This is a genomic window from Streptomyces sp. NPDC001492 (assembly GCF_053597275.1).
Genome location: NZ_JBSFHW010000093.1, coordinates 1 through 16548 on the forward strand (window position 1 = coordinate 1; position 16548 = coordinate 16548).

Annotated in this window: 21 protein-coding genes; 16 read left to right on the forward strand and 5 right to left on the reverse strand. The window is 72.8% G+C overall.

Annotated features, from left to right (window positions below; genetic code table 11):
* Positions 1 to 239: 239 nt before the first annotated feature.
* The 8 genes from ACWC1K_RS49750 to ACWC1K_RS49785 all read left to right on the forward strand — a co-directional run bounded on the left by ACWC1K_RS49750 (position 240) and on the right by ACWC1K_RS49785 (position 5915).
* Positions 240 to 719, forward strand: coding sequence for a hypothetical protein (locus ACWC1K_RS49750; protein ID WP_450840722.1), 480 nt, complete (start codon positions 240 to 242; stop codon positions 717 to 719).
* A 90-nt stretch (positions 720 to 809) separates the two neighbouring features.
* Complete coding sequence (locus tag ACWC1K_RS49755) at positions 810 to 965, forward strand: hypothetical protein (RefSeq protein WP_450840723.1); 156 nt, start codon at positions 810 to 812, stop codon at positions 963 to 965.
* Between the two features lie 85 nt (positions 966 to 1050).
* Positions 1051 to 1917 (forward strand): hypothetical protein, encoded by an 867-nt coding sequence (locus ACWC1K_RS49760; RefSeq protein ID WP_450840725.1) that lies wholly within the window; start codon positions 1051 to 1053, stop codon positions 1915 to 1917.
* Between the two features lie 285 nt (positions 1918 to 2202).
* The gene (locus ACWC1K_RS49765) at positions 2203 to 2832 is read left to right on the forward strand and encodes a helix-turn-helix transcriptional regulator (RefSeq protein WP_450840727.1); all 630 of its coding nucleotides are present in this window, start codon (positions 2203 to 2205) and stop codon (positions 2830 to 2832) included.
* A 204-nt stretch (positions 2833 to 3036) separates the two neighbouring features.
* The gene (locus tag ACWC1K_RS49770; protein WP_450840729.1) at positions 3037 to 3270 is read left to right on the forward strand and encodes a hypothetical protein; all 234 of its coding nucleotides are present in this window, start codon (positions 3037 to 3039) and stop codon (positions 3268 to 3270) included.
* 149 nt (positions 3271 to 3419) lie between these two features.
* Positions 3420 to 5396 carry a UvrD-helicase domain-containing protein gene (locus tag ACWC1K_RS49775; protein ID WP_450840758.1) on the forward strand — a complete coding sequence of 659 codons (1977 nt, stop codon included), beginning with the start codon at positions 3420 to 3422 and terminating at the stop codon, positions 5394 to 5396.
* Positions 5397 to 5470: 74 nt separating this feature from the next.
* Complete coding sequence (locus tag ACWC1K_RS49780) at positions 5471 to 5647, forward strand: hypothetical protein (protein WP_450840731.1); 177 nt, start codon at positions 5471 to 5473, stop codon at positions 5645 to 5647.
* A 22-nt stretch (positions 5648 to 5669) separates the two neighbouring features.
* The gene (locus ACWC1K_RS49785) at positions 5670 to 5915 is read left to right on the forward strand and encodes a hypothetical protein (RefSeq protein ID WP_450840733.1); all 246 of its coding nucleotides are present in this window, start codon (positions 5670 to 5672) and stop codon (positions 5913 to 5915) included.
* Between the two features lie 255 nt (positions 5916 to 6170).
* Here ACWC1K_RS49785 and ACWC1K_RS49790 read toward each other — a convergent pair whose 3' ends face one another.
* Complete coding sequence (locus ACWC1K_RS49790; protein WP_450840735.1) at positions 6171 to 6473, reverse strand: hypothetical protein; 303 nt, start codon at positions 6471 to 6473, stop codon at positions 6171 to 6173.
* On the opposite strand from ACWC1K_RS49790, the gene ACWC1K_RS49795 reads away from it, so the two are divergent.
* Both ACWC1K_RS49795 and ACWC1K_RS49800 read left to right on the forward strand, forming a co-directional pair.
* Complete coding sequence (locus ACWC1K_RS49795; RefSeq protein ID WP_450840737.1) at positions 6429 to 7871, forward strand: hypothetical protein; 1443 nt, start codon at positions 6429 to 6431, stop codon at positions 7869 to 7871. The genes ACWC1K_RS49790 and ACWC1K_RS49795 overlap by 45 nt on opposite strands.
* A 93-nt stretch (positions 7872 to 7964) precedes the next feature.
* Positions 7965 to 8312: a hypothetical protein gene (locus ACWC1K_RS49800; RefSeq protein ID WP_450840739.1), complete on the forward strand. Its 348-nt coding sequence runs from the start codon at positions 7965 to 7967 to the stop codon at positions 8310 to 8312.
* A 67-nt stretch (positions 8313 to 8379) separates the two neighbouring features.
* Here ACWC1K_RS49800 and ACWC1K_RS49805 read toward each other — a convergent pair whose 3' ends face one another.
* The 3 genes from ACWC1K_RS49805 to ACWC1K_RS49815 are packed head-to-tail and all read right to left on the reverse strand — an operon-like array spanning position 8380 to position 10322.
* Positions 8380 to 9864, reverse strand: a complete 1485-nt coding sequence (locus tag ACWC1K_RS49805) for a hypothetical protein (protein ID WP_450840741.1) — start codon at positions 9862 to 9864, stop codon at positions 8380 to 8382.
* Positions 9861 to 10007: a hypothetical protein gene (locus tag ACWC1K_RS49810; RefSeq protein WP_450840743.1), complete on the reverse strand. Its 147-nt coding sequence runs from the start codon at positions 10005 to 10007 to the stop codon at positions 9861 to 9863. The genes ACWC1K_RS49805 and ACWC1K_RS49810 overlap by 4 nt, the downstream gene beginning before the upstream one ends.
* A 3-nt stretch (positions 10008 to 10010) precedes the next feature.
* Entirely contained in the window at positions 10011 to 10322 is a 312-nt protein-coding gene (locus tag ACWC1K_RS49815) for a hypothetical protein (protein WP_450840745.1), read from the reverse strand.
* A 335-nt stretch (positions 10323 to 10657) separates the two neighbouring features.
* Between ACWC1K_RS49815 and ACWC1K_RS49820 the strand changes: the two genes are divergently transcribed.
* The 6 genes from ACWC1K_RS49820 to ACWC1K_RS49845 all read left to right on the forward strand — a co-directional run bounded on the left by ACWC1K_RS49820 (position 10658) and on the right by ACWC1K_RS49845 (position 15752).
* The gene (locus tag ACWC1K_RS49820) at positions 10658 to 10834 is read left to right on the forward strand and encodes a hypothetical protein (protein WP_450840746.1); all 177 of its coding nucleotides are present in this window, start codon (positions 10658 to 10660) and stop codon (positions 10832 to 10834) included.
* A 71-nt stretch (positions 10835 to 10905) separates the two neighbouring features.
* On the forward strand, positions 10906 to 12999 hold the full coding sequence (locus ACWC1K_RS49825; protein WP_450840748.1) for a DUF6884 domain-containing protein: 2094 nt from the start codon (positions 10906 to 10908) through the stop codon (positions 12997 to 12999).
* 82 nt (positions 13000 to 13081) lie between these two features.
* Positions 13082 to 14230 carry a hypothetical protein gene (locus ACWC1K_RS49830; RefSeq protein WP_450840750.1) on the forward strand — a complete coding sequence of 383 codons (1149 nt, stop codon included), beginning with the start codon at positions 13082 to 13084 and terminating at the stop codon, positions 14228 to 14230.
* Positions 14227 to 14556 (forward strand): hypothetical protein, encoded by a 330-nt coding sequence (locus tag ACWC1K_RS49835; protein WP_450840751.1) that lies wholly within the window; start codon positions 14227 to 14229, stop codon positions 14554 to 14556. The genes ACWC1K_RS49830 and ACWC1K_RS49835 overlap by 4 nt, the downstream gene beginning before the upstream one ends.
* Positions 14553 to 15197 (forward strand): hypothetical protein, encoded by a 645-nt coding sequence (locus ACWC1K_RS49840; protein WP_450840753.1) that lies wholly within the window; start codon positions 14553 to 14555, stop codon positions 15195 to 15197. The genes ACWC1K_RS49835 and ACWC1K_RS49840 overlap by 4 nt, the downstream gene beginning before the upstream one ends.
* Before the next feature lie 303 nt (positions 15198 to 15500).
* Entirely contained in the window at positions 15501 to 15752 is a 252-nt protein-coding gene (locus ACWC1K_RS49845; RefSeq protein ID WP_450840754.1) for a hypothetical protein, read from the forward strand.
* 97 nt (positions 15753 to 15849) lie between these two features.
* On the opposite strand, the gene ACWC1K_RS49850 is transcribed toward ACWC1K_RS49845, so the two are convergent.
* The gene (locus tag ACWC1K_RS49850; protein ID WP_450840756.1) at positions 15850 to 16389 is read right to left on the reverse strand and encodes an HNH endonuclease signature motif containing protein; all 540 of its coding nucleotides are present in this window, start codon (positions 16387 to 16389) and stop codon (positions 15850 to 15852) included.
* Between the last annotated feature and the right edge of the window lie 159 nt (positions 16390 to 16548).

Below are 16548 nucleotides of genomic sequence, written 5' to 3' on the forward strand. Positions count from 1 at the left end.
AGGCAGCGTGTCGATACGGGCAGGCGCCCGCACCGACGGGACGCCGACGCAGACCGCCACCGTTCGCGTGTACACGCGAACACAGCCGGAAAGTTCCCCGAAAAAGGCCTCTGACCTGCGAAAACGAGAGGTGGCGCCTCTTGCGTGAGTGTCACGAGATGCTGTAAAGTTGTTCTTGTTCGGGAGGGGCGGCACCCACCGGACACCCCCCATCAACCCCCCTCATGAAGGAGGCTCCCATGCCCAGCATGTTCCCCCGCTACGCCCCCACCCGCACGCACATCCGGTTCGCCCAGGTCGGCGAGTTCGACGCCGAGACCCGGACCATGGCTGAGGTGTCCGTGGTCCTGGTCGCTATGACGATCGCCGAGACCGACGAATGGGAGTGGATCACCGACACTCTCGTCCCCACGGGCGGTGAAGTCCGCGGGACGAACGTCTACCTCGACGGCAGCGGTGAACTCCTCGGAGTCCTGCTGACGGTGGGCAGCGGGTGGCACGTCGAGCACCACGACACGCTGATGGCCGGCGACTTTGTCACCGTCCCGTTCCCCGGCCCCCGCGGCACCGCCCGCACCGAACAGATGGCCCTGCAGCAGCTCTACAACGCCCGCTTGTCCGCCCGCCGCCAGGCCTGCGCCGCAGACGAGCACCGCCGTCAGCAGCGCCGAGCCGCCCAGGAGGCCGAGACCGCGGCCGCGTACTGCCCCGCGGCGTAACAACCAGCACCGCCGGACGGGGGCGGGGCGGCACCCGCCCCCGTCCGGAGACCCCGTCAACACCCCACCACCCGAAGGGAACCAACCGTCATGAGCGCTGCCGATGAGGAAGCGACCGTGCAGAAGTGCGCTGAGGACTACGCCCGCCGCGCCCACATCGACCTGAACCCGGCCCGCCTCGCGGCCGCGAACCCGGGACAGCACCAGCCGGCCGACATCCGCCAGAAGGGCGAGAACGGCGGCTGACCCGGCACCGCGGACCAGAACCGGCCCGGAGGGGCGGCACCCTCCGGGCACCCCATCAACACCCCAGCGAAGGAACACGATCGAGATGAACGACACGACCAGCACGACCGGCACGGCCACCCTGTTGACGGAGATCGCCCAGCTCGCACAGCAGCTGTGGATGCCTGGGGTCACGCACCTGTCCCTGCAGCTGCCGGTGCGCGGCTACCTGGGCATCCACGGCGTACGCGCCGCCGGAACCGGATGGGTGCCGGTCGCCGCGCAGCGATACGCCCCGGTCGACGGCAGCCGCCTGCGGCTGGCCGAGTTGCTCGCCGAGCTCACCACCCAGGACCCCGAGTGCCCGGCCCTGGCCATGGAGGAGGGACACCGGGCCCGCCTCGCCCTGTACCCGGTGCCCGGCCAGCGCGAGGACGCCGCCCAGCTCGCCTACGCCGCGGCCGCCGTCCTCACCGACCCCGAGGAGCAGCGCGCCCGCAACGGCGCACAGCTCGTCGGCGAGTTCCTGCGCCGCAACGACGCGTTCGGCGACAGCGACCAGGTGCACCACGGTGCGGCTCTCGCCGCCCTTCACCGCCAGCTCAACGAAGGCGGCCGCAGTGCCGAGCCGGCCGCGATGCTCGCGGCCGCCGTGGGCGACGTGCTGCACCACGCAGACGGCTGGTGGGGCCCGGAGGACGTCCTCACGAGGGCATTCGGGCTGTACTGGAAGTCCCCCCGCCCGTACGCCGAGAACGTGCGCGTTCCCGCCCCCGAGTACGGCACCAACACCCGAGGCCTCGACGCCCTGGCGGGAACGGTCGCCTGCCTGTACGCCGTGGCGGACACCGTCCACGGCATCGCCGACAACGACCTTGCCGACCGGGCAGAGCAGACGTTCACCGAGGAGATCGAGGCCGCCCGGTGGGCCACCGTGCGCGCCGCCCGCAGCCGACAGACCGCAGGACGCTGACCAGGCAGCGGTAGAGCACCAGGGCCCCGGCCAGCCAGGCCGGGGCTCCCGCTTGGGGCGGATCCGCCCCAAGCGGACGAGCACACGGAGACCGGCCCCAGGCGGAGACGTAAATGGGCCGACGGTTCACCCTCCCGAGGGAGAAGTGACGGCATCCGTCGGCCCGACCCCATCAACACCCACCACGGACCACGAAGGGGCCTGAGCGTTGATGATGTACCGGAGTGTAGCGCGGCAGTCCTTACCGGCGGCCGCCGTCAGCAGCGACCAGGAGCGTGACCCCCGATGATCCCCCAGGGCCGGCCCGTGCGGACCGAGGCCGAGGTAGCCGAGGCACTCGGCATCCCCATGCACACCTGGCGCCGCAGCGTGCGCGACGAGTTCGAGCAGAGGGTGACCCGGGTCAACCGCGACGAGGGCCGGGTGCGGCTGTACGACGCCGCCCAGGCCGACGCCTACACCAGCGGCAAGCCCCTCCCCGCCGGCCCCGACCTCGACGCCGAGCACCCCGACGACCTGCTGACGGACAAGGAGGTCGCCGCACTGCTCGACGTCACGGCGTCGACCGTCCGCAGCTACGTCGTCGGCGGCTACCTGCCGGCCGGAGTCGAGGAGCACGGCCGCCGGTGGAGACGGAGCGACATCACTGCCCGGATCGAGCAGGGCGACCAGCGCGAGCGCCCCGAGAACACCGGTGCCGGACGGCCGGCCAGCACCCCGGAGCGCCCCAACCGGGGCCGCGCTGGAGGGACCCCGGACCCCCGCGTTGACGAAGTCGTTGCCGAGCTCCGCACGGTCGGCGAGGCCGGCCACCCGCTGTCCGCGAGCCGGGTTGCGGAACGCTACGGCGTCAGCCGGACCACCGGCGCCAACATCCTGCGGGCCGCCCGCGAAGCCCTCGACGACGCCCCGTAGGAGCACGCCGGCCCGCCGCGAACCACCAGGTCAACGCGAGAACCGCGGCCCTGGCCGGAGCATCCCCAGGAACTGACCCACCGTCACAGCCCCGGGAGCAAGCCGCTTGATCGCTGTCACGAGATGCTGTAAAGTTGTTCTTGTTCGGGAGGGGCGGCACCCACCGGACAACCCCATCAACCCCGCGCACGAAGGAACACCCCTGTGATCTTCCTGTACTTGCTGTCCGGACTCCTGGTCAGCGCGTCGTACGACGTCATGCCCACGACCGGCCTGGCCGATCTGCAGAGCGACCCGACCCGCCGGCCGTCCCGCGGTGAGCTCGCCGCCGCCGTCGCGGTGTGGGTCCTCGCCGTCGCGGTGTGGCCCCTGATGGTCGCCTACCGGGCCGTGGCCGCCATACGGGGCGGGTCCGGCGATCACCGTCCGCGCCGGTAGCCACCCAGGCCCGGCAGGGCACGAGCAGGGGCGCGCCCGATGCAGGGCGCGCCCCCTCTGGCGTTCCGCGCCACAGATGACACGCCCGCCATCACCAGCACGGTTGCGCACCCCGCCCCATTTTCGTCACAATCTGAGCTGTGACGAAAATGGTTGACGGAGGATCAGCAGCCGGACCGGCGACCGAGGCAGGGCAGACGGCCGGGATCTGCGAGGGATGCGGGGAGCCGCTGCCGCCGCCCACACCGGGCAAGGGACGCCCCCGGGCATTCCACAGCGGCACCTGCCGCATGCGCGCACTCCGGCGCCGGCGCCGGCCCGGCCACGCCGAGGCCGCGGCGATCCTGGCCGAGCTGCGTCTACCGGCCGCGAGTGAGCCCGCGTTGGCCCGCCTCGACGCCGACACGCTCGCCGAAGTGGTCCGCCAGGCCCAGGCCGCCCGCACCGCCCTGGCCCGGCTTGCCGAACTGGTCCCCGCCGAGCCCGAGGTGACCGACACGGTCACGGTGTCCGTCCCGCAGCTCCCCGCCGCCCAGCCGGCGCCCGCCGAGGAGCTCGCCGAGCGCCAGGCCCAGCCCGAGCAGACCGCCGCCCCGGAGCCGGCCAGCGTCACCGAGGAGCCGGTGACGCAAACCCCGGCCCCCGTCGCTCCGTCGCCCGTCGAGGCCCCCGCGGTACGGGCGCGGGAAATCGCCGGGAAGCGGCCGACCGCCGAGCAGGGCGCCATCATCGACGCGTGCGCCTCCGGCGTCGACCTGGTCGTCGAGGCCGGCGCAGGCACCGGCAAAACGACCACGCTCCGCATGGCGTCCACCCAGATGCGCGGCCGCGGGCTCTACGTCGCCTACAACCGGTCCATCGCCCAGGACGCCAAGAAGGTGTTCCCGGCGCACGTGCAGTGCTCCACCGCTCACAGCCTCGCGTTCCGGGCCCACGGCCGCGACCATAAACACCGGTTGAACCTGCGCGTGCCCGCCCAGCGCACCGCCGAGTTGCTGCGGATCGTGGAGCCGCTCAGGGTCAACGCCGACGTTGTGTTGGCGCCGGCCGCCCTCGCCCGCCTCGCCTCCGACGCCGTCGACGCGTTCGCCCACTCCGCCGACCGCGAGGTGATGGCCCGGCACGTCCCGGACCTCGAAGGCGTCAGCCGTCCGGAGATGGAGCAGCTGCGGCACGAGGTCCTGCCGCACGCCCGCCAGCTGTGGGCCCAGACGCAGGACCCGAACAGCCAGCACCGCTACACCCACGACTACTACCTGAAGGCATGGGCGCTCACCGAGCCGACGCTGAAGGCGGATTTCGTGCTGCTCGACGAGGCCCAGGACTCCAACCCCGTCGTTGCCCACCTCGTACAGTCCCAGTCCGCGCAGCGCATCGCCGTGGGCGACTCGGCCCAGGCGATCTACGGATGGCGCGGCGCGGTCGACGCCCTGGCCACGTGGCCCGCCCAGAAACGGCTGTACCTGCAGCAGTCGTGGAGGTTCGGCAAGGCCATCGCCGACGAGGCGAACCGGTGGCTGACCCAGGTGGGCGCCCCCATCCGCCTGTACGGCAACCCGGCAATGAACTCCCGAGTCCTGCCGGGCAGTTGTGGTGACTACGCCGACGCGGTGTTGTGCCGGACCAATGCCGAGGCCATGGCCCGCGCGATGTCCGCCCTGGAAGGCGGCCGCCGTCCCGCCCTGGCCGGTGGCGCCGGCCAGATCAAGGCCCTGGCCGAGGCCGCCCTAGACCTGCGCATGGGGAAGCCCACCAGCCACCCCGAGTTGCTGGCGTTCCAGACGTGGGACCAGCTGAGGAAGTACGTCCGCGACGAGAACGCCGGCAGTGACCTGCGGGTGTTCGTCCGCCTGATCGACGACTACAGCCCGGAGGCGGTCATCAAAGCCGCCAACGCACTGGTCGAGGAGAAGGCAGCGGACCTGATCCTGAGCACCGCGCACAAGGCCAAGGGCCGCGAGTGGCCCACCGTCACGATCGCCTCCGACTTCAGCGAGCCCAAGCGCCAGGAGAACGGCGCCCCCGGACCCATCCGCAAGGATGAGGCGATGCTGTCGTACGTCGCCGTCACCCGCGCCCGCCAGACCCTCGACAACGAAGGCCTCGCCTGGATCAGCGGCTACTGACCGGCTGCAGTGCGGCCGCGGGCCCGGCACGTCGTCAGCCGGAGGACACCGAGGCTTCCGTCACCCAGCAGTGGGTGACGGAAGCGGAGGCGGCCCGTTCGCCGCGCGACGGCCTGGGCAACCCGGCGATCGGACTGATGATCTGTCAAGTCAACGTCGTACCGGCCGAAAACACCCGATCCGGGCACCAGCCGATCCGCGTACCCCAAGAAACTTCCCGCAACACGCGCAATTTCGTGTGTCACGAATGAGGGAGGGTCTAAGATCGCGATCATGGCAGGAGTGCGAGGGCGGCAACAACGGGGAAGAAGCGCGAACTTCGACCCCGAGAAGGTCGTACGCGCAAACGTGATCTTCCATCCCGGTGACCCGCTGCGCGAGAAGTTCGAGAGCGCGGTGCTCGGAATGGGCGTCTCCGGCAACGAGGTCATGCGATACGCGCTTGAGAAGCTCCGGCTCGACGAGAACGGCCGCCCGGCCGGGTGGCCCGCGCAGGATCAGATAGCGGAGGCCAGCTAGGCAAAAAGAAGGCCCCCTGTACGGGGGCGGCGGACAAGACCGGCATATGAAGATCGTTTGGTACCTCACCGTGGCCTAGGAACCCCGAGGTACCGCACCCAGTAGGGGCCTGCGAAAGCCCCTGCGAATCCCCGCCTGACGGTTTGCGAGGCCGTCGGGCCGGTCTTCTGTGCCCCTAAAAAGTGCTCAGGAGCCATTGCCATGATGCCACATGGCAGCGGTGGCGGTACCCCCATGCCCGATTCCGGTGTGTTGTCACCGGGTCGCCATGTCGACACCGCCCGCGCTGCCCAGTTCGATCCCCGAACGATCGTTCGCCGTGTCGCCGGGGAAGCTGCGTATCCGTCGGGCCCGCGGCCGACCGTGCTCCGTTTCGGTGACGGCCTGACGCGAGAGGCTTACTTCCGGACGGCCGGGATCGCGGCCGCGCGCGGTCTGCTGCGGGCCGAGCACTTCCGGCTGCTCGACTTCCTGCAGCGCCAGGACCTCGACGTTGACGGTCGCGTGATCGGCATGCGCCAGACCGACCAGACCAGCGGCGGGCTCGATCTCGCCCACCGCTACGGCCTCGCCCACGGCATCGGCTCTGACCGCTACTGGGCCGACCTTTCGGGCTTGTACCGGGCCGGGTGGGCCGAGCAGGCCGTACGGCCGGCGCCGGGGCGCAAGGCCGTCTACCGGCTGTGCCTGCGTATGGACGCGATCCCCGCGGACCTGCCGGAGGACCTCACCCGGGCCCTGCGCCCGTGGGCCCTGCCCGAGCCGGCCGACGTGCACGAGGACAGCGTGTACGGCCGTCTGACGGGCCGCCGGGCCGTGCCCATGCAGCACGGCGTGCTGCAGCTGGTGGAGGGGGTGACGGCGTACGAGATGGCGGCCGCGGTCCAAACCGCCCCCCGCTGGGAGCACCCGGCCGACTCGGCCGAGGCCGAGGTAGCGGCCCGGATCAGGGAGACCAGCAAGGCCCTGCCGCAGGAAGACCGGGTTGCCCTGGAGCCCGCCTACGCAGTTGCCGCGGACGAGCCTCAGACATCGCTCGCCGAGCGCCTCAGTGTCCAGTGGGCTGGAGTGGCAAAGCGTCTCCCTTATACGCGAGGGGTGTCTCAGCTATGTGGTTTGTTGTCTGCAGACCGTACGGGGCTGGTGACGTACGACGAGATGGCAAAGACAACAACGACGCCTTCGGCGGCGCCTGGAAAGAAGCCGCGTAGGGCTGTTGCTGCAGACCTCAGCTCGGCCGTGGAATGGGTCGTACGCCGCGCGTGGGCCTCATGGCGGGCCCAACTCGGGTACCGCGAGGTGATTTTGCCCAAACCCTCCGACGAGTCCGCCAGCCGGTCTCTCACGGGTTCGAAGTGGGGTGACCTGCAGCGTGTGGTGGGTATCGCGCTGCGCCGCGGCGCCACCCCGACCCAGCTGGTCGAGCTGATGACCAGCAACCTGATCAAGCGTGACCAGTGGGGTCATGAGACCTGGCGAGTCACCAGCGTCTCCCAGCTCGCCGCTCACCGGCTGTGGCGCTGGATCAACGCCCACCCCGACGCCCCGCACTACACCCGCAGGCCGACCGTGGCGCAGGCCGCCCACGTCACGGCGTGGGACAACCCCACCCCCGCGGAGCTCGCCGCCCGCCTCGCCCGCGCCCGCCAGGCACAGGACGCCCAGCGCACCCGCATCGAGGCCCTCGCCCTGGAGGCGGAGGCCCGCGCCGCGGCTCGCCAGCGGCGCCGGGACGCCGAGCGCGCCGAGCTCGCCGACCGGTGGGGACTGGACCGCTACGCCCAGCCCGCCCAGGAACCGGCCGCCCGCCGCGACGAGGTCGAGGCGGAACGGCTCAGTGCGGTACGGCGCCGGGCCCGTGCCAAGGTCGACCCGGGCGACCGCAGCCGCGCGGCCGCCATCGAGCGGGCCCGCGCAGAGCGACGGGAACGCCGCCGCCGGGAAGGGTGGGCCTGAACCGGTCCCGCAGTGTGCAGTGCGACGTGACCCCCGGCCCGATAGGGTCGTTGACCAGCAGAAGCCCAGTCCGGGCCGAGGAGGACAGCGCCGATGAGTGACCGTCAGACCGCCGACGAAACCGCGCGCAACGACGAGCTCGCCGACCGCCGGGCATTCCTGCTGCGCATGGACGGCCCTCCCGTCGAGGACGAGGCCCAGGGCCTGCGGCTGCTCGCCGAGATCGAGGCCGCTGACCACGCCTCAACCGTCGCCCTGTCGACCGGCGGTACCGTCGACTCGCAGGACGTCGCCGCACAGGCACTCCGTCGCGCGTACGCATGGGCACGACTGGCCAAGCTCAACCCCGAGTTCGACGAGGCCGCGGACGCGGCGCTGCGAACCTGGGACGCCGCCGAGGAGGCCCACACGGTGGCCGTCGTCCAAGCCGTCCGCCGATGATCACGGGCGCGACGTGAACCTAACGGGCGCCTCGTGTCGTCCTGCACGCCGTGCGGGAGCCGGTCTGTCAGCCGGCCGCTTCCGCGCGGCCGCCGTACCGGCGCAAGCCTGCGCGGGAGTTGCTGCCCATGTACAGGGTGGGGTTGTCCTGCCAGGGAATCCCGCCGATCTTGTACCGGGGCAGGGCCCGGGACCCGGCGGTGAACCGGGCGTGCACCTCGATGACGTGCCGCGGGGTGCCGTTGCGTTCCATGCGGCGGATGCAGCCGCGGCGCATCGAGTGCCCGGTGTAGCGGGGCAGCCGGCGCCGCAGGGTTCGCCGCTTGAGCCGGCGTTCGGTGCGGATCGCCTCGCGCTCGGTGTCGGAGTCGGCGGCCGCCAGCGCGGCCCGCTCGGCGCAGGTGCTGAGCACCTCCCGTTCCTCCGGGGCCAGGTCGCGCACCAGCCCGGCCGCCCTGGCCCGGTGCTGGATGATGTTGCGCAGGGTGCGGTCACCGATGCCGCCGGCCCGGCGTGCATCGGCCGGTTGCCGGCCGGCGCACGCTCCGGTGCCGCCGAGGCGGCCCCACCGGTCGACCCGCCGCAGCAGCGGGCCGGTGTGCGCGACGTCCGCGGACTGCAGCAGCGTCATCCAGGCCCGCCACAGCACGACCGGGCACAGCGCCGGGTCGTCCTGCGCGACCAGGCGCACGGTGTCGCGCTTGCGGCCGTGCGGGTTGGTCTTGGAGCGGCGCAGGGTGATCTCCAGCGCCGGCCTGACGTCGACGATCTCGCCGGTGGCCAGGTCGACGATGTCCGCGGTCGTCTCGACGACGTCGTGCACGGACAGCGACACGGGTTCGCTCGCGCGGGCGGCCATGAACCAGGCGATGACCAGCGCCACGGCGTCCCGCAGCCCGCGGACCGTGTCCAGGTCGCAGGTGGCCACCATCGCGGCCAGGTCCTCGCGGGTGCACTCGGTGGCCTGCAGCACGTCGCCGGCGTTGTCCGGGTCGGTCGCCTCCTCCGTGGAGCGGGACGCCAGCACCCGGGCGATCAGGTCGCGTTCGTCGGCGCGGACCGGGTGGCCGTTGAGCGCGCGCACGCTGGACACCGTGGTGACGTACGAGTTGATCGTGTCGGTGGGGTGCCGCTGGTCGGCCAGGTGGTTGGCCCAGTCGGCGAGCACGCCGGCATCCGTGGGCACGCGCCCGTGCTCGGTGCACCAGTTCACGAACAGCCCGGCCCGCGAGGCGCGGCCGCGGGTGGTGTTGGCCGGCTCGGCGCCCGCGGCCCGGCGGGCGGTCGCCTCGTCCACGGTGAAGCCGCCGGGCGTGCGTACCCGCCCGTTGCCCGCCGCGGTGTAGTGGCCCGGCAGCACCAGGCCCCCGGTACCCGGCCGACGGGCCGGCAGTCCCTCGACGGCCGCGCCGTCCGGGTGCTGCTGTGCGGCCAGGCCCTGCGCCACGGCGGCGAGTTGCGCGGCGACGTCCTCGCCCGCGGCCGCGCGCGCGGCGAGCTGCCCGAGCCGGTCGACGAGTTCGCCGGCGAGCTCCACGGCGGACGCGGTCACGACGACGCCCCCGAGGACGGCCCGCGGGTTTCCGTCACCGCGGTGCCGGTGACGATCCGGCGGGCGGAAAAGGCGTACATCGTTCGGAATTTCCGCCGCAGGTCTGCCCAGACGGCGCGGGCCTCGTATCCCACCAGCAGCACGGGTCAGGGCCCCTTCCGGTCGTCGGCCGGGTCGACGTCGAAGGCGCGGTTCCATCCGGCCTCCGCCACGGCGTACAGCTCCGGGTCGTCCGAGACGGCTTCCTGGATCTGCCGGCCGATCGCCTCCAGGCGCCCGGCCATCGGGCTGCCGGCGATCTCCGGGTGGGCGACGACCTGTTGCAGGCCCATCATCACCATCCAGGCGTCCTGCCGGTGCAGGCCGAGCTTGACCGGGCCCATGTCCGCCCAGCGCGTGTACGCGTCGTGCAGCAGGCGGACGGTGTCCGCCGCGCGGTCGTCCATCTCCCCGGGCATGCCGCCCCTTTCGACGGGTGTTTTCCGTTCCGTCCGTATCCCGCACGGTTCCTGACTCAGCGTCACTCAGCGTGCGCGGCCCACGCTATCAGTGATTTCCGATTCGTGCGGCGTATCGGAAATCAGCGACCCGGGCGCGGCGATATGACATGCCCACGACAGAAACATGATCTTGAGTCGGCCCGTTCGGTTCAGCCATTTAGTTCAGTTTGGTTTTGTTAAATTGGTTCAGTTTGGTTTGGTTAGGTACTTGAGTTTGGTTTGGTTTCGCGATACGATACGGAACGTAAGCTGACCAAACGGAACGTAGCCAACCGATCGGAAGGAACACGGGCATGACGGACCGCGAGACCACCGCACAGCAGGACGCCGCCGCGACCGGCACGACCGACTGGGTCGCCGAGCTGGGGCCGGCCGTCCTGGAGGAGAACCTCGGGCCCGCCACCAGCGCGGACGACGACCCGTACCGGGACGACCCCCGCGCCTGGCCGCAGGAGAGCGACCTCAAGTAGCCGAGCCGGCGCCCCGACCGGGGCGCCGGGACCCACCCCCCACCCCCCACCACGGAAGCGGAGAACGAGACATGCGACGCATCGAGGGCCTGCCGGAGTCGGTGTCGATCGAGTCGCTGACCCTGCGGGACGACGCGTACGCCGTCCTCTGCCTGCCCTGCGGGGGCGGCGGCGAGCCGGCCGCCGTGGAGACCTGCCGCGGCACCGACGCCAAGGCCGCCGCCTGGACCCTCGCCATCGAGCACGAGGCCACGCACGCCCGCCGCCGCGACGCACTCGTGCACGCCGAGCGCCGCCGCCTGCAGGCCGGGGCACTCGGCTGGAGCCAGGCCCAGGCGGACGCCATGGTGTGGGCCGCCATGGGGTGGCTGCACTACGACGGGAAGCGCTACCTTCGCCGGGACCTGGACAACCCGCACGTCAAGAGCGGCCGCACCGTCGCCAGGGCCCGCGTCCAGGCCCTCGTGGACGCCGGATTCCTCAAGATCTACGAAGCGGACTGGTCGCTGATGCTCACCCGGGACGGCCGCGCCGCCCTCGACGCCTGGCGGGCCGTCGGCCCCGAGCCCGCCGCCCAGGAGTCGCACCACCTGGCCCCGCTGACCGGGGGCGAGGAGGAGGCCCGCCGCGACGCCGAGCGCGCCGAGCGCCTGGCCGCCGCCCGCGCCGAACGCGCCGAGCACGAACGCCACTTCGGCGAGGCCGCCCCGGAGCCGGCCGCCGACCCCGAGGCCTGCGACCACCAGCGGCACGCGTGGCTGTACGTCACCGCCGACCCCATCACCGAGCGGCTCGGCTACCACCTCGCCTGCGCCTGCGGCCGCGAGCGCGACGCCTACCCCGGCAACTCCCCCGGCATGAACACCGGCACCGCCAGCCGCCCGCTCGGCATCCGCGAGGCCGACACCCAGGTCGCCGACTTCCACGCCGACCGGCGCGGCTACCACGTCACCGGCCGCTGGACCGTCCTCGACGAGCACACCAAGCGCGCCCCCGTCGAGGCCGCCGCCGCACCGCAGTGGCCCGCCGTCGACGACCCCAACCGCCGCCCCGCCCCGGTTTCCGTCACCGCGACGCCCGTGACGCCCACCGCCGACGCGGACCAGGAGACCGACGCGCCGACCGTCACCGACCCCACCGTGACGGAAACCCCCGCGGCCGCCGCCGTCGACGAGGCCGGCCAGGACGACGCACACGCCGCATGGATCGACCGGCAGGCCGAGCGCACCGGACTGCTGATGATCGACGGCCCCGGCCTCGTCGGCCCCGGCACCCACGTGACCTACCGCGACGGCCACGGCCCCGGCATGCGCTCCAAGCACGGCAACCACGGCACGATCGTGCGCATCACCACCACGTCGGTCGCCTGGCGCCCGTACGGCAGCCGCCGCACCCTGCGCACCCCGCTCGACGACATGCGCGTCACCGTCCCGCGCACCAGCACCGTCGCCGAGCCCGACGACCACCGCACGGCCGGGTGGCGCCGGTGGAGCCTGGCCCAACACCTCGCGCACGCCCGCCAGCCGACCACCCCGGCCCCCGCGCCCGTCACGGCCGCCCAGGACGCCCCGCAGGCCCCCGCCGACTCATCCGTCCGCCCGGCGCCCGCCGGGGCCGTACAACTGCCGCTGTGGCCCGCCCCGGTGGCCACCCGGCCCACAACCGACCGTCCGGCGCCCGCCAACCCGCTCGCTTCCGTCACCGCGCTGCCGGTGACGCACAGCGCCGCGGCCGCCGGCCCCGTGGTGGTGATTCCATGCAGTGGCGCCAAACTGGACCGTCCAGCGCCAGCCGGTGAGTTCTACCGCGGCAGCCTGCACACCCTGTGCCGCCGGGCCGCCGACGCCCTCACCGCCGACGGCGGCACCGTCCTGGTCCTGTCCGCCCGTAACGGGCTGGTCACCCTCGACCAGGTGCTCACGCCGTACGACCTGCGCATGGGAGAGCCCGGCAGCATCACCGCCGCCGAGCTGCGCGACCAGGCGGCCCGGCTCGGCATCGAGGACGCCCAGGACGTGACCGTCCTCGCGGCCGCCGCCTACACCGCCGCAGCCCGTAGCGTGTGGCCGCACGCCACGGCCCCGCTGGAGGGCAGCCGCGGCATCGGCGAGATGCGGCACCGCCTCTCCCAGCTCGCCCGCACCGCCACCCGGCGGACCGCCTGAACCCCGGCCCGCCCGTAACCGGCAGCGCCGGCCGACCTGTTGACCGCCCGACGACCCAACCCACGAGACAGTGAGAGTGACCGTGAGCGAGACCCAGGGCGCCCAGCCCGGCAACACCACACCGGCCCCCGGCGTCAAGCTGTGCCGGTTCCCCGGCTGCACCCGGGAACGCGAACCCGCGCGCGGACCGGGCCGGCCGCCCGAGTTCTGCGACCGGGAGGACCACAACAAAGCCACCGCATTCGCGGCCCGCCGCAGGCAGACGAAGGAGGCCGAAACCGCCGTCGGCAACGCGCCCGTCGAGGACCCGACCCGGCCGGTCGACTACTCGACGACACGCGCCCGCGATCTCCTGCCGATCGTGCAGCGGCTCGCCACCGACCTGCAGGGCAATCTCGCCGTGGTGCTTGCACAGCTGGAGACGATGACCGACCCGGGCGCGGCCGCCGCCGAAGTCGAGTCGATCCAGCAGGCCGCCGACGAGAAAGTTGCCCAGGCCGAAAGCGCACGGCTCACCGCGGAGAGGGAACGCGGCGAGGCCGTACGGGAGCGCGAGGAGGCCGACGAACTCGCCGAGGAGGCCCAGGAGGCGGCCCGCCTGGCCCAGGAGGCCCAACAGCAGACGGCAGAGGACGCAGCCCGACAGGTCGCCGAGGCCCAGGCCGCCCAGAAGGCCGCCCAGGACGAGGCCGATCAGAAGGTCGCCGACGCCCAGGCGGCAGCGGAGCAGGCCCGCACGGATGCCGAGGAACACGTCAGGAAGGTCGAGGCGACCGCCGCCGCCGAAGTCGAGAAGATCAAGGCAGCCGCCGCCCAACAGGTCACGACAGCCGAGCAGGAGGCAGCGCGGAAGGTCGCCGAGGCCCAGGCCGCCCAGAAGGCCGCCGAGGAGGAGACGGCCCGCCAGCGCGCCACTGCCGAAGCGGCCGACGCCGAACGGCAGCGGCTCGCCGACGAGCTCGACCGGGAACGCCAGGCCTGGCGTGCCGAACGCGAACGCATGCGCAAGGAACTCGCGGAGGAACTCCACACCGAGCGCGAGGCCTGGCGCGAGGAACGCAAGGCGATCCGCAAGGAGTACACCGACCAGCTCGCCGCGGAGCGCGAGGACTTCCGCCGCCAGCTCGCCGCCCTCACCGCCCAGCGCGGCACGTACGAGGCCGAGGAGAGCGCCGACCCGGCCGCCCCGGAGAAGGCCCGACGCGGCAGCCGGCGGACGGCCACCACGTGAGCCACCCGACCGACCTTCCCGACCTGTTCACGCACGCGGTCGACGGGCACTTAGTGGAGTGCGTCCGCCCCGCCGACACCGACCGCCCGTCCTGGTACCTGTACGAGGACGGGCAGCCGCTCGGCGCCGTCCACATCCACGCCGAGGGCAACACGACCACTTGGTTCGTGGAGGTCACCCACGGCCGGCACCAGGACCTCGACGACGCCGTGCGCAGCCTGCGGCAACTCCGGGCCAAACCACGCACCGCGGCGCACCTCGTCGACGACCCGCACCGTCCCCACCCCACCACCCAGACGACCCCTGCCACCGCGGAGCTCTCGTGACCACCCAGCCCGCCCCGAGCACCGGAGGAGCACTCTTGGACACCGTCTACAGCGACACCGCGACCGAGGCGTACGTCATGGAGTGGGCCGGCGAGCGCTACGGCATCCGGCCCATCCCGGCCGGTCTCGACGGCATCACCGCCATGGCCGGCCAACTCGGAATCCCCACGGCAGGCCTGGCCGACCTCGACACCCTGGCGCCCACGCTGGAACTCGCCGCCCGTGACCGCGAGCGGCAGCCCCAGGTGCGCACCTTGCTGCGAACCGCCGCCGCCCAACTCGCCGCGGCCGCCCGCCTGGTCCCCGGCGAGGCCGCCCACGACGACGCGCTCAGCCGGGCCCGCACCTGCATGGTCGACGCATGGAAAGTCGCCCCCGGCGGAGGCGGGTGCATCACCGCACCGGGCGGCATCGCCCAGTGCATCCTGTGCGGCACCCAGTCAGCAGACCTGCGCACCCAGCCCGGCGCCGCGGAGTACGCAGACCGGGCCGCCGTCGACGAGTGGTACGACCGGCACTCCGACCTATGCGAGCCGCTGCCCCGGCCAACCTGCAGGGCGTGCCTGTGCGGCGGCTGCAAGGCCGGCCCCTCACCGGTCCACTGGTGTGACCCCTGCACCTGCCACCGCGACGACGACTGAACCGAGGAGGACAGGCCCGCGCCGTCGGCACCGGCAAGGGCAGCAGCGGGCGGTGCAGCCGGGGACCGGGTCTGCAGCGGGGGCGGACCGAGTGACGCCCCTTCTTTCCTCGGGTGGCCGGGGCCGGTTGCCGGGGACCAGCGCACTCGTGCTGACGCCGGAGGCAACCACGGAACCCCGGGGGCATCCAAGGCCAAGCCGCCTGCGGCGGTCGCGCAAGCGCGAGCCTTGGACACCCCCGAGAACCCGCGGTCGGGCAGAGCCCGTCAGCACGACCGCCCCGGCCCCCTTGGAGGCACCGCCATGATGCCCACCCCTCAGTACGAGACCGCCGCAGCACCCGCCGGATGCCTGTGGGACCCGTGGATTCCCACCACGTCCCACGGCGGCGGGTACGTCTGGCCCGGCCGGATGGTGCTCAACGTCCCCGGCCGGACCTGGCCCCACCTGCCGGCCGACTGTCCGCGACCGGAGACCGCACCCGGCGAGTGGATCGGCGAGGGCACTCCCGCCGAAACGCTGGTCTGCCCCGGGTGCGGCCTCGACTGCACCTGACCCCGGTGGGGGCCCGCCGCGGCGGGCCCCCACGCACGCACGGACACCTAACGGGTCCCGCACCCCGGCGAGGAGGTGCGGGACCCGTTAGGTGTTCTCAGAACAGCCGTCCGTGGTCGGCGAACGGGTCGCCCTCAGCGAGGGCTCCGGCGACGATCTCGCCGAGCCGGGCCGGGTCGTGGACGTCACGGCCGACCGCTTCGAGGACGGCGGCCCGCACCGCGCGGGCGGCCGCCGCGGCCCCACGCCGGTCCGCCTTGCCGACACGGCCCGGGTGCGTGAGCCGGTCGCGCCGCAGCGCGTCGGCCAGGTTATCGATCTGGTCGCCGAGCTGCAGACAGGCCGGCCGCGTGCACCAACTCCGGTCGCACACGTGACGGACGACGTGCCGGTCCGGAATCGGACCGTGGTGGGCCTGCCACATCCAGCGCGACGGACGCACCACCGGGGAGTGGTCGCCGCTCGCCGCCGCTGACGCAGCCCAGAAACGCCCGTACCCGTCATCGCTCAACGCACCGCAGTACACCCAGCACCGATCTGTGACCACGATGCGGGCCCGGATACGGGCCCACTCCCCGAGGTCGGCCCGCGGGGGCATGTCGACGGGCGGTCGGACGGCTTCCGGAACGGTTGGCATGTCGGTTAGACGACTACTTTCGGGTCAGAATCTGGCGCCGTGGTCGAGTCGCGAGGGCAGAGGCGCACGGTATGAACGCATCGAGTCCGGTGCGGGTTGTGAGTCCCAATCGGGCACGCGCGAAGTCAGCGAGTCCGTGTGTCTGTCCGTTGGTTGGCC

Excerpts from the sequence above, each read along its gene's own strand:
- ACWC1K_RS49750 (WP_450840722.1), top strand. The coding sequence starts at position 240 with ATGCCCAGCATGTTCCCCCGCTACGCCCCCACCCGCACGCACATCCGG.
- ACWC1K_RS49755 (WP_450840723.1), top strand. The coding sequence starts at position 810 with ATGAGCGCTGCCGATGAGGAAGCGACCGTGCAGAAGTGCGCTGAGGAC.
- ACWC1K_RS49760 (WP_450840725.1), top strand. The coding sequence starts at position 1,051 with ATGAACGACACGACCAGCACGACCGGCACGGCCACCCTGTTGACGGAG.
- ACWC1K_RS49765 (WP_450840727.1), top strand. The coding sequence starts at position 2,203 with ATGATCCCCCAGGGCCGGCCCGTGCGGACCGAGGCCGAGGTAGCCGAG.
- ACWC1K_RS49775 (WP_450840758.1), top strand. The coding sequence starts at position 3,420 with ATGGTTGACGGAGGATCAGCAGCCGGACCGGCGACCGAGGCAGGGCAG.
- ACWC1K_RS49785 (WP_450840733.1), top strand. The coding sequence starts at position 5,670 with ATGGCAGGAGTGCGAGGGCGGCAACAACGGGGAAGAAGCGCGAACTTC.
- ACWC1K_RS49795 (WP_450840737.1), top strand. The coding sequence starts at position 6,429 with ATGCGCCAGACCGACCAGACCAGCGGCGGGCTCGATCTCGCCCACCGC.
- ACWC1K_RS49800 (WP_450840739.1), top strand. The coding sequence starts at position 7,965 with ATGAGTGACCGTCAGACCGCCGACGAAACCGCGCGCAACGACGAGCTC.
- ACWC1K_RS49815 (WP_450840745.1), bottom strand. The coding sequence starts at position 10,322 with ATGCCCGGGGAGATGGACGACCGCGCGGCGGACACCGTCCGCCTGCTG.
- ACWC1K_RS49820 (WP_450840746.1), top strand. The coding sequence starts at position 10,658 with ATGACGGACCGCGAGACCACCGCACAGCAGGACGCCGCCGCGACCGGC.
- ACWC1K_RS49825 (WP_450840748.1), top strand. The coding sequence starts at position 10,906 with ATGCGACGCATCGAGGGCCTGCCGGAGTCGGTGTCGATCGAGTCGCTG.
- ACWC1K_RS49845 (WP_450840754.1), top strand. The coding sequence starts at position 15,501 with ATGATGCCCACCCCTCAGTACGAGACCGCCGCAGCACCCGCCGGATGC.
- ACWC1K_RS49850 (WP_450840756.1), bottom strand. The coding sequence starts at position 16,389 with ATGCCAACCGTTCCGGAAGCCGTCCGACCGCCCGTCGACATGCCCCCG.